This window comes from Bellilinea sp. (assembly GCF_053501535.1).
The window spans coordinates 1-11,385 of sequence record NZ_JBRCOK010000074.1 but is presented as its reverse complement, the minus strand read 5'-3'; the positions used below and the strand labels follow the sequence as shown (position 1 = coordinate 11,385).

The 11,385-nt window shown below is 56.6% G+C and carries 7 protein-coding genes; 6 read left to right on the top strand and 1 reads right to left on the bottom strand.

What is annotated here, in order from left to right; all coding sequences use genetic code 11:
* Positions 1 to 166 precede the first annotated feature (166 nt).
* The 5 genes from ACWIZX_RS07965 to ACWIZX_RS07945 all read left to right on the top strand — a co-directional run bounded on the left by ACWIZX_RS07965 (position 167) and on the right by ACWIZX_RS07945 (position 8,032).
* A complete protein-coding gene (locus ACWIZX_RS07965) occupies positions 167 to 934 on the top strand; it encodes an SDR family NAD(P)-dependent oxidoreductase (protein WP_448335391.1) in 768 nt (255 codons plus the stop codon).
* A 377-nt stretch (positions 935 to 1,311) separates the two neighbouring features.
* Entirely contained in the window at positions 1,312 to 2,187 is an 876-nt protein-coding gene (locus tag ACWIZX_RS07960; protein WP_448335390.1) for an NAD(+)/NADH kinase, read from the top strand.
* A complete protein-coding gene (locus ACWIZX_RS07955; RefSeq protein WP_322794297.1) occupies positions 2,184 to 2,708 on the top strand; it encodes a B-box zinc finger protein in 525 nt (174 codons plus the stop codon). Before ACWIZX_RS07960 ends, ACWIZX_RS07955 begins: the two co-directional genes overlap by 4 nt.
* Before the next feature lie 10 nt (positions 2,709 to 2,718).
* Entirely contained in the window at positions 2,719 to 4,467 is a 1,749-nt protein-coding gene (gene recN / locus ACWIZX_RS07950; RefSeq protein ID WP_448335389.1) for a DNA repair protein RecN, read from the top strand.
* A 46-nt stretch (positions 4,468 to 4,513) separates the two neighbouring features.
* On the top strand, positions 4,514 to 8,032 hold the full coding sequence (locus tag ACWIZX_RS07945) for an AAA family ATPase (protein WP_448335388.1): 3,519 nt from the start codon (positions 4,514 to 4,516) through the stop codon (positions 8,030 to 8,032).
* A gap of 187 nt (positions 8,033 to 8,219) precedes the next feature.
* On the opposite strand, the gene ACWIZX_RS07940 is transcribed toward ACWIZX_RS07945, so the two are convergent.
* Positions 8,220 to 10,628 (bottom strand): endonuclease MutS2, encoded by a 2,409-nt coding sequence (locus tag ACWIZX_RS07940; protein ID WP_448335387.1) that lies wholly within the window; start codon positions 10,626 to 10,628, stop codon positions 8,220 to 8,222.
* Between the two features lie 307 nt (positions 10,629 to 10,935).
* Between ACWIZX_RS07940 and ACWIZX_RS07935 the strand changes: the two genes are divergently transcribed.
* The coding region (locus tag ACWIZX_RS07935; protein ID WP_448335386.1) for an ATP-binding cassette domain-containing protein at positions 10,936 to 11,385 on the top strand (450 nt) is incomplete at its 3' end.

The window sequence follows — 11,385 nt, the reverse complement described above, 5'->3', positions numbered from 1 at the left end:
TGGTAACGCATGGCGTTGATTTTACCAGTTTTACCCGCGCTTTGATCGGAAGTTAAGAGTTGTGCAAAATTCAATTGCCCGTTGAATCGTTTTGAAATTTTTTATAGAATTGTAAATGGATAATTATCACCAAATTTAGGCTCATTTTTACGAGAGGAGGCTAGTCATGGGCAGGCTGGATGGTAAGGTGGCTATTATCACCGGCGGTTCAGGGGGAATTGGAGCGGCAGCGGCAAGGCGTTTCATTGCAGAGGGTTGTAAAGTGTTGTTAGTGGACATCAACGAGGGTGCACTTCAGCAATTGGCTGCGGAATTGGGAAGTGAACAGGCAGATTATTTTGTCGCTGATGTCAGCACCCCGGAAGGCAATCGGGGGATGGTGCAAAAAGCCATTGAACGGTTTGGCAAGGTCAATGTTTTCCTGGCCAACGCCGGAATTGAGGGCGTGGTCAAGCCTCTCCCCGAATACCCGCTGGAAACTTTTGACCGAGTGATTGCCATCAATGTGCGCGGGGTGTTTTTGGGTTTACAGAATGTCATACCGGCTATGCTGCAGGCGGGCGGCGGAAGCATTATCATTACCTCTTCGGTGGCCGGGTTGGTCGGTTCTCCCGGTTTTTCAGCCTATGTCACCAGTAAACATGCTGTGATCGGCATGATGCGCAGCGCGGCGCTGGAGTTTGGCAGCGCAGGCATTCGAGTCAATACCGTCAACCCCGGGCCGATTGAAACCCGCATGATGCGTTCGATTGAGGAGATGGCGGCGCCGGGCGCTGGCGATCAGGTCAAACAGGGTTTTGTGGCGCAGGTACCGCTCAAACGGTATGGTTACCCGGAAGAGGTTGCCCAGTTGATGTTGTTCCTTGCATCGGATGAGAGCAGTTACATCAATGGAAACACCTATGTAATTGACGGCGGCTTTACGGCAGCCTGAAATTGACTGGTATAGCACCAATCTGCGATAAATTCTTTTCAAATCAGTTTGAGGATTTTCGGCCCCCCTGCACCTCCCCCAAAACTGCTGATGCGGTTTTGGGGGAGGCCGGGAGGGGGTGTTGCATTAACAGCCAGGTTTTAGATTTATCCCAAAACTACATTATATACACAAACCTATCGCCGAGGAGAGTAGAATTCCTCGGCGGAGGCTTATAAAATCCGAGCCAGGGAAAATTTTTCCTAACAATGCTTCTCAGCCGGGTGGTTATACCGCTGATTAATTTTTCGCCTGAACCGATATAACTCAACCTAAGGGTCTGATACAAGCATCTATTCAGTTATTTTTTCTCCTTTCCAAACGGGTATAATAATCTCATGGAAAGCAGCCAACTCATCCCCCAGCGGATTGCGATTGGTTATCACCCCTTCCTGGTGGATGCACCGCAGGAAGCCGAGCAAATTGCCCGTTTTCTGCAAGGGCGGGGCGTTCAGCAGGTGATCAGCGCGCCCATGCCCGATAAGGCCTTTCGCCAGCAGATCAGAGATGGCAAATTTGACCTGTTGATTGCGCTGGGCGGCGACGGCACCATGCTGCGCGCCGGTCATCTGGGGGCGCAGCTGGGCATCCCCGTACTGGGAATCAATCTGGGACGTTTTGGCTTCCTGATGGAAGTGCAGCGGGATGAGTGGCGCGAGCTGCTGCCGCGCCTGCTGGATGGGCGTTACCGACTCGAAAACCGCATGATGCTGCGCGCCGAACACCTGCGCGGTGAGCAGTCGCTGGGCTGCTGGAGTGTACTGAATGAAGTGGTGGTTTGCCGCGGGCAGTTCGTCCGCCCGGTGCGCTTGAAAGCCAGCGTGGATGGCTATGCTCTGGCGACCTACATTGCGGACGGTTTGATTGTGGCCACCCCAACCGGTTCCACGGCTTACGCGCTGGCGGTAGGCGGGCCGATTTTGCCGCCCGACCTGCGTAACATTCTCATTGTGGCGGTTGCCCCGCATCTTTCGTTGGACCGCGCCATCATTCTCTCCGAAGGCTCGGTGGTCACGGTGACCGTCCACACCAGTCATCAGGCGGTAATGAGTGTGGATGGACAGGCGCCAATCACCATGGAGGATGGTGACGCGGTGCGCGTGGATGCCCTGCCGGAGATGGTGCGCTTTGTCCGTTTTCAGGATTATGGTTACTTTTATCGCAATCTGACCGCTTACATGGAACAAAACCCTGCCGCTGAGGATTTATCATGATCGAGGATGCACAACCGAAACTTTACTGCGTCAATCATCCCAACCGCGAAACGTTGCTGCGCTGCAATCGCTGCGAACGGCCGATTTGTGTGGAGTGTGCTGTGCTGACCGAAACCGGTTACCGCTGCCGTGACTGCCTGCGCGGGCAGCAAAAGAAATTTGAAACCGCCCAATGGCTTGATTACCCCCTTGCGCTGGCGGTTGCCGGTTTGCTGGGGTTTTTGGGAAGTTTGTTGACTTCTTTTCTGGGATTTTTTACAATTTTTCTGGCGCCAATCGCCGGTGTGATTATTGCCGAGGCGGTGCGCAGTGTTACCCGCAAGCGGCGCGCCCGTCTGTTGTACAACACGGCCACGCTGGCTGCCGGTGCGGGCGGCGCCATTCTGCCGTTGATCAATCTGCTGGCGATTGTAATGGGAATGGGTGTCTTGAACCTTTTTGGCTTGATCTGGCAGGTGCTGTATGTGGTGCTGGTCACCAGCACCGTTTTCTACCGGTTGACCGGAATTCAAATTCGATGAACGAATCCAAATGCTGACCGAATTACGCATCCAGAATTTTGCCATCATCCAATCGCTGGAGTTGACCCTGCAGCCCGGTCTGACCACCTTTACCGGTGAAACCGGCGCGGGCAAATCCATCATTCTGGATGCGATTACTGCTCTGCTCGGCGGACGCGCCGAACCAACATTCATCCGCGCCGGCGCCGAGCGAGCCAGCATTGAAGCGCTTTTTCTCATTCCGCCGACCAACCGCCAGGCCATTCTCGAACTGCTGCAACGGGAGGATTTGCTGGAGGATGAAGAGTCCATTCTGATCAGCCGCGAAATTCGCCAGAACGGACGCAGTACGGCGCGCGTCAACGGTCACAGCGTTTCGGTGACTCTGCTGCGCGAATTGGGCAGTTTTCTGGTGGATATTCACGGGCAGTCCGAGCATCTTTCGCTGCTGAATGTGCGCCAGCATTTGAATTTGCTGGATCGGTTTGCCGCTTCCAATGAAACCCTGGCGGCCTATCAGCAGGTTTACCGTGAATTGCGCCGCACCCAGAAGGAACTGGAAACCCTGCGCCACAGCGAACAGGATGCCGCCCGGCGCACCGACCTGCTGGAATATCAGGCGCGCGAGATCGAAGAAGCCCGCCTGCAAGCAGGAGAAGAGGAGACCCTGCGGCAGGAACGCAACCGGCTGGCCAATGCTGAAAATTTATCCTCGCTGGCGCAGGAAGCGCTCAATCTTTTGGATGAAGGCTTACCCGATGCGCCTGCCCTGACCGATCTGCTCGGCCAGGTGATTCAAGCGCTGGAAGGGCTGGCGCGCATTGACGCGGAGCAAAACCGGCTGGCAGAACAAGCGCTGCTGGTCAACGATACGCTGGCGGAGATCAGCCGCGATCTGCGCCTGTATCTGGACACAATTGAGTTCAACCCGCGCCGGCTGGAGCAGGTGGAAGAACGGCTGGATTTGATTCACCGGCTCAAACGCAAGTACGGGGGCAGCATCGAGGCGGTGCTGGCGTTTGCCCGCTCTGCCCGGCAGGAACTGGAAACGATTGCCCATGCTACCGAACGGATTGCCGAACTGGAGGAGAAAGAAAAAGACCTGCGTCAGCAGCTGGCCGAACTGGCTGCCCGCCTTTCCCAAATTCGGCAGACTGCCGCCGCTCAACTGGCAAAGGCGGTTGAAGCCGAGCTGGCCGATTTGAGCATGGCCGGCGCCCGCTTCAGCGTGGATTTACGCACACAGCCAGACCCGCACGGCCTCAGCCTGAACGGCGCGGGTGATCCGCTGGCGTTTGATGAGAATGGTGTGGATCAGGTGGAGTTCTTAATTGCCCCCAACCCTGGGGAAGGCTTGAAACCGCTGGTGAAAATTGCTTCAGGCGGTGAAACCTCGCGCTTGATGCTGGCCCTCAAGCGGGTACTCACTCAGGCCGATTCGATTCCCACCTTGATTTTTGATGAAATTGATCAGGGAATTGGCGGGCGGGTTGGTGCGGTGGTGGGTGAAAAGCTGTGGCTGCTGGCGCGCCAGCATCAGGTATTGTGTGTGACGCATCTGCCGCAGCTGGCCGCCTTTGGCGATCAGCACTTTTCGGTGCGCAAGGAGGTGGAGGGCGGGCGAACTTCTACCCGGGTTGAACTGCTGGAAGGAGATGCCCGCTTAATTGAACTGGCGCAAATGCTGGGTGCTGTAACTCAGGTTAACCTCAACGCTGCCCGTGAGACCCTGCAAATGGCACAGGCACGGGCGTTGCAATTGGCAGGCAGACTGGTATGACAGACAGCGAAGCTGGCTGTATGACGGAATGGAGGTAGATGCGGCCATGGAGGAAGGCGCCAAACAATTGCGCGTTCTTCTGCTGGGCTCACCGCGGGTTTTCTACGACGAGCAGGAAATCCACATCAAGCGGCGTCTACTGCGGGCTTTGTTTTTCTATCTGGCAAGTCAACCTGATCCGGTGGGGCGCAGTGTGCTGATGGACCTGCTCTGGCCGGAGGAGAGCGAGGAAGACGCCCGCCGTCACATTCGCGAAGCGCTCAGCAAATTACGCGCCGAGCTACCTGACCCTTCCCTGATTGTAGCCACGCAGGATCATGTTCGGCTGGATAGCGAGCAGGTCTATGTGGATTTGCTCGAGTATCAGGCTTTGCTGGAGCAGGTGCGCCCTTACCTGCAGCGCGGCATGCACACCCCCCTGCCCGAAGCCATCTACCAGCAGATGGTCAAGGCAGTCAATTTGTGGCGCGGAACGGAATTCCTCGCCGGAGCCAATCTGCCATCCACCGATGGCTTGGATCACTGGCTGAGTTTAACCAGCCAGTCACTTTCTTACAGTTTTCAGAATTTGCTGGAAACCTTGAGCGAGCATTGCGCCATCAGCGGTGATCTGGAAAATGCTGTGCATTGGATTCGCAAAGCCATTCAGCTGGATGAAGAAAATCCAGATCTGTATTATCAATTGATCCAGTGGCTGTACGATTTAGGCCGGCGCAGTGAAGCGCTTGGCGAATGTGATCGGATCCGGCATGTGTACGAGTCATTGGGTGAAAGACTGCCCACCATCCTGAACAACCTGTGCCAGCGCATTCGCGAAGCGGCGGATTTTCCACCCTCTCAAATGGTGACCCCATGGCACAACATGCTTACCCTGCAGTTGCCATTTGTTGGGCGGAAAAAGCTGCTGACGGACCTCAAACTGGCCTTACAGCGCGGCGGTGTGGAGATGATTTGGGGGGAGGGCGGCGCCGGTAAATCGCGGCTGGTGTTTGAATTTTACCAGTCGCTGCAGCCTGCGCCGCGCTTGCTGCTGGCGGCGGGTTTCTCGCATTTGTCCGAATTACCTTACCAGCCGCTGATTGATCTGCTGCGCCATTCGGTAACGGTGGAGGAATGGCATCAGTTAGATTTCGTCTGGGTCAGTTACCTGACCACCTTGTTGCCGGAATTGCCCTCCTTGCGGCCGGATGTTTCTCCACCCGTTGAAATTTCGCTCAGTCTTCAGCATCAGCAGATAGCCGAAGCGTTTTTGCAATTATTCCGCATTCTTTCCCGCCGTCAGCGGCTGCTGCTGTTTGTGGACGATGCCCAGTGGTGCGATGAGCTGACCTTTCACGTGCTGGCTTATTTGCTCGATCACCGCTTGTTTTCTCAACGCGGTTTGCTGGTGGTTGCGGCGCGGCCTGAAGAACCCAACCCGGCTTTGGAGCGTTTTCTCAGTCAGTCGCAGATTCCATGGATGGTGCACCACAGCAAGCTGGAATTGCTCAACCGCGATGAAATTAGCGAACTGGTGCGCCTTGCCCTGGGCAAACCCGCGCCGGATGAATTGATTGATCGGCTGGCGCTGGAAACCGGCGGAAATCCTCTGTTTGTGCTGGAAACCCTGCGCGCCGTGCTGGATTTCAATCTGAATGTCAATCAGCTGAAAGTTATTCCGCATCTGCCGCTTGCCAGCAGCATTCATGCGCTGGCGCGGGAGCGGCTGCGCCTGCTGGAGCCGCAGACCCGCCAGGCGCTGGTTACCGCGGCGGTGATTGGCAACGCCTTCCCGCTGCGTGTGCTTCAGACGGCCGCACAACTGGATATTGAAGAATGTGTGCGGGTCATCGAGGAACTCGAACGAACCCACCTGATCCGCCCGATGGTTTCCAAAGACCATTCCCGTCAGTACGCATTCATCCACGACAAGATTCGCGAAGTGCTGCTGTTCGAGCTCAGCCCGGCGCGGCTGCAATTGCTCAACTTGCGGGTTGCCGAGGCGTACATGGCTCTGGAAGAAAGCGCCGCCTATGCCGAGCGGATTGCCAGTCATTTTGAGCTTGCCGGTGAAAACCTGCGCGCATTTCAATACTGGCTTTTCACAGCCGAGAATGCAATCGCACATCATCAGACTCAAGCCGCAGAAAGCGCTTTCCGGCGGGCAGAAAAAATCCTGCCGCGTATTGAAACGGAGTTGACGGAGGGGCATTTATACCGTCTGTATGCCCAGTGGGGAGAGTTTTGCTGCCGGCAAAATCAGCTGGAGCAGGCTGAACAGAATTATGCGGCATTGCTGCGCTTTGGGGAGTTGCGTTACTCGCCCTTGTTGATCGGCACTGCTTACAGCGGGCTGGCACGGGTGGCTGGTTTGCGTCAACAGGCACGCCTTGCGCTGGCCCAACTGGAACATGCCATTCCCTTCTTGCGGCAATCCGGCAGTCCATACGAAATGATCGAAGCCGGAAACCGCCGGGCGGACTTCCTCACCCAATTGCTTCGCCATCAGGAAGCGATTTATTCGCTGGAAAATGTTCTGGAGATGGCCGGTTCCATCCATGATCAGCGTACCAGCCGCGTGGTAGCCGAGGCGCAGGCAAAACTGGCTTACAACTATCTTTTACTGGCACGACCCGAGCAGGCCCGCGCAGCGGCGCAGCAGGCGCTGGAAAGCAGTCTCTCGGTGGCCGGGCTGGCATTCCGCATTGATGCCCTGATGTGGCTGGCGTTGAGTGAATATCTGCTGGCGGAATTCAATCCTGCCATGCAGCATTGCGAAGAAGCCATCGAGATGGCACAGGCGGTTGGAGATGAAATACGTCTGGCGTATCTCTTGACCGTTCGCGGCAATATCCGCCTTTACCGGGGTGCGCTGGAAGGTGCATGGCAGGACAGTCAACAAGCCATTCGGCTGATGGAGGGCGGCAAAAACGACGATATTCTGGCGCGGGCGATTTGCATTCAGGGTGATTTGCTGACCTTCCTGCGGGATTATGAATCGGCTGTTGAATATTACCGGCGCGGTCTGGAAATCAGCCGTAACCCGATCAGCGCCATGGAGTGTCTCTTCCGGCTGGGTACAGGCCTGGTGCTCAACGGTCAGCCGGAGAACGGTTTCCCCTTCCTGCACAAATCCATCGAATTGAGCCGTGAATCGAGGCTGGAAATCATCCGTCTGCCGGCGCAAATGGGAGAGGTGCTGAGTCGAGCGCTGGATCCCAACCGCCAGCTGGATACCCAGACTGTGGATGAACTGAAAAACGAAGTTGAACAGCATGGATTAACTGCCCTTGGGCTGATCTATTACTGGATTGCTGCCCAACTGGTCCGCGATGAGGATAGCGGTCGGGCAATTGAAGACGGTCGTCAACTGATCCGTCGTGGGCGGGAGTTGGGGATTCTCTGGGCGGAGATTGCCGGGCTGGAACTGATTTTAGGGCTGCCCATCTCGCTCGAAGAGCGTCAGGAAAGATTGCGGGAGTTAAACGGCTTAATGGGGTATCTGGGTGATCAGGCGCGGGCAGTGGGGCTGACCGATTGCTTTATTCGACTACGCGAAAGACTTGATTCGCGCATTATTTTGTAATTTTTTGCTCACATTTTGTCCACATTCCGTCAATGCCCGGCTGGTATAAAAGCATCAACAAACAAGCCAGTTCGGGCGGATTTACTAGGGGTCATCCGCATGAAAGAGCGATCGTGGATGGGGATCAACACGATCGCTCTTTGTTTTCCGGTCGGGAGATTGTTTTTTGGCAAGAATGGAGGATGGATCATCCTTCCCGCAGGTGGACGACGGTTACCCCTTCTCCGCCTTCGCTTTCCAGACCGGTTTCCCAGCCGGTCACAAATTCGTTTTGCTTGAGGAAATCCCGCACGGCCTGACGCAATTTGCCGGTGCCTTTTCCGTGAATAATGCGCACAAACGGCATTCCGCTCAAATAGGCCGATTCAAGATAGCGCTGCAGGGCTTCCAGGGCTTCATCTGCCCGTTGACCGCGCAGGTCAAGCTCCATGCCGGGGGAAGGGCTGAATACAGCCGGGCGGGATGCCGACGGACGAGCCGCAGAAACCGGCCGGGTTGCGGCTGCAGCTGGTGCGGGCGGAGCTTCGGCGGGTGGAGGACTGCCCGGGCGTTCAATTTCCTCCGGACGGGCGCGCAGGCGCAGATTCCCCATCTGTACCTCGATTTCCGATTGACCCAAGGCAGTAATCACCCCGTCCATTTGCAGCGAGCGCAAACGCACTTTGTCTCCCAGGCGTAATGGACGGGAAGGTTCAATCAGCGTACGCACGACCGGTTTTTCGGCTTCGCTTTGCAGTTCTTCCAGGCGTTCCTGGAGTGGTTTGAGCGCCTCCAGCGGTTGGCGCGCGCGCTGCAATTCCCGGCGCAGGGCATCCAGCTCGGCGCGCAGGGCGGCAATTTCCTTTTCCTGTTCCTGGCGGGCTTTTTCCAGAATCTGATGCCGCTCTTCTTCAATCTTTTCCAGCCGTTGCGCCAGTTCACGGCGCAAATTTTCCGCCTGAGAGCGCAGCCGGTCGGCTTCACTGCGTGCTTTACGCGCCAGTTCGCGCTGGCGGTGAATCTCATCCAGCAGGTCATCGGCGCGCAGGTCGGTGGGGTTAATCATGCCCCGCGCGGCTTCAAGAATTTCAGACGGCAGGCCGAGCCGTTCGGCAATCGCCAGCGCGTTCGAGCGTCCCGGCAAGCCGATGGTCAGGCGGTAGGTCGGTTTGAGCGAGCGCAGGTCAAACTCCATGCTGGCATTCACCACGCCGGGCGTAGCGTGGGCATAGGCTTTCAACTCGGGGTAGTGGGTGGCGATCAACGTGGTAACCCGTTTTTCGACCAGATAACCCAAAATGGCGCGTGCCAGCGCGGAACCCTCCTGCGGGTCGGTGCCGGCGCCCAGCTCATCCAGCACCACCAGCGAAAACGAGTCCATCCGCCGCAGAATGCGCACAATGTTGGTGATGTGACCGGAGAAGGTGGAAAGCGACTGTTCGATGGACTGTTCATCGCCAATATCGGCGTAAATGTTGCGGAAGATGCTGAGTGCCGAGCCGCTTTGGGCAGGAATGTGCAGCCCCGACTGTGCCATCAGCGCCAGCAGCCCGACGGTTTTCAGCGTAACCGTTTTTCCGCCGGTGTTGGGGCCGGTAATGACCAGGGCGTAGGTGTGTTCATCCAGAACCACGTCAATCGGCACTACCGTTTGAGGATCCAGCAAGGGGTGGCGCGCCTGATAGAGGACAATAGTACTGCCGGGGTGTTTTTCGTGGCCGGTTTTGCGGAAGGCGGTCAGTACCGGCTCGGCGGCGTGCAGGTCATCGGCGTATTTGGCACACATGAATGCCAGGTCAAGGCGGGCGAGGGCTTCCACGATGGCGATGATGGCCGGGCTGTGTGCCCCAATCTGATCAGAAAGTTCACTCAGGATGCGCCGTTCCTCATCCCTTTCTGCCAGCTGCAGTTCGTGCCAGGCGTTGTTGAGTTCCACCACCGCCAGCGGTTCGACGAACAGGGTGGCGCCTGAGGACGACTGATCGTGGACGATGGCGCGGATACGCCCGCGCGATTCGGCCCGCAGGGGGATGACATAGCGCCCATTCCGCAGGGTGATGATGGCTTCCTGCAGGTGGGGGGCATTTTTGGGGTCCTGCAGCATTTTTTGCAGGCGGGAAAGCAGCCGCTCATGGGCTACCTTGATTTCGGCGCGCAGAGAAGCCAGTTTGGGCGAGGCGCTGTCCAGAACTTCGCCGCGTTCGGAGATGGTGCGCGAGATGGCTTCGATCAGTCCGGGCGGCGGTGCCAATGGCTGGGCAATGGCTGCCAGATGCGGGTATTCCGTCTGCTTGTTTTCCAGTGTGCGAAACAATTCGCGGGCAGCGATCAGGGTGGATTTGATTTCCAGCAGTTCGGTGGGCAGCAGCACACCGCTGCGCGCGGCGCGTTCGGCCAGCGGGCGCACATCCCGCGCTCCACCAATGCCGACTTCCGATTTCACGCTCAGCAGACGGCGGGCTTCACTGGTGGTGGCCTGGCGGGCCAGAGCTTCCTGCAAATCGGCGGTGGGCCGCAGACTGCGGGCCAGCTCGGCAGAAGCGGAAAAATCGGCATAACCGGCCAGCCGTTCCAGCACTTTGGGAAATTCCAGCATCGAAAGTGATTTTGCATCCATGACGGGTTGATTGTAATCCAGATTTAATGATCGTGGTTAACGTCAGATTGCTTGTAGAAAGACGCCCGCAAGCGGCGAAAAAAGTCCATTCCAGATCCCTCACATCGCCTGGCAATTTGGGGTAGGGGAAGGTGTGTGGGTCATGCGGACGGTTGCGGCGCTTGCGCGCAATCACAGCTTTCAAAAAGCCATTTGAATGGCTTTTCCGAACAGACCTTAAGAGTGTATACGCAGACCATCCGGGGAAGTTGTGTCATCAGTATGGGAAGCGCGCGGTTAAGGTAAAATCAACCACAGAGAGGCTGCCATGACAAACGAACCCAACAAAATTATTTACTCGATGATCGGCGTCAGCAAGTATTACGACCGGAAACCGGTTTTGCAGGATATTTATCTTTCGTATTTTTATGGCGCCAAAATTGGAGTCATTGGCTTGAACGGTTCCGGCAAGAGTACGCTCCTGCGCATTCTGGCCGGGGTGGAAAAGGACTTCAACGGCGAAACCGTACTTGCGCCGGGTTACACGGTGGGTCTGCTGGAGCAGGAACCGCAATTAAATGAGGAAAAGACCGTGCGTGAAATTGTTGCCGAAGGCGTGCAGGAAGCCATGCAGCTGTTGGAGAAATTCAACCGGATCAGCGAACGCTTTGCGGAACCGTTGACGGATGAAGAAATGAGCGCGCTAATCGAAAAACAGGGCGAAGTGCAGGAAAAAATTGATCACCTGGGAGCATGGGACATGGATGCCCGCCTGGAA

Excerpts from the sequence above, each read along its gene's own strand:
- ACWIZX_RS07965 (WP_448335391.1), top strand. The coding sequence starts at position 167 with ATGGGCAGGCTGGATGGTAAGGTGGCTATTATCACCGGCGGTTCAGGG.
- ACWIZX_RS07960 (WP_448335390.1), top strand. The coding sequence starts at position 1,312 with ATGGAAAGCAGCCAACTCATCCCCCAGCGGATTGCGATTGGTTATCAC.
- ACWIZX_RS07955 (WP_322794297.1), top strand. The coding sequence starts at position 2,184 with ATGATCGAGGATGCACAACCGAAACTTTACTGCGTCAATCATCCCAAC.
- recN (WP_448335389.1), top strand. The coding sequence starts at position 2,719 with ATGCTGACCGAATTACGCATCCAGAATTTTGCCATCATCCAATCGCTG.
- ACWIZX_RS07945 (WP_448335388.1), top strand. The coding sequence starts at position 4,514 with ATGGAGGAAGGCGCCAAACAATTGCGCGTTCTTCTGCTGGGCTCACCG.
- ACWIZX_RS07940 (WP_448335387.1), bottom strand. The coding sequence starts at position 10,628 with ATGGATGCAAAATCACTTTCGATGCTGGAATTTCCCAAAGTGCTGGAA.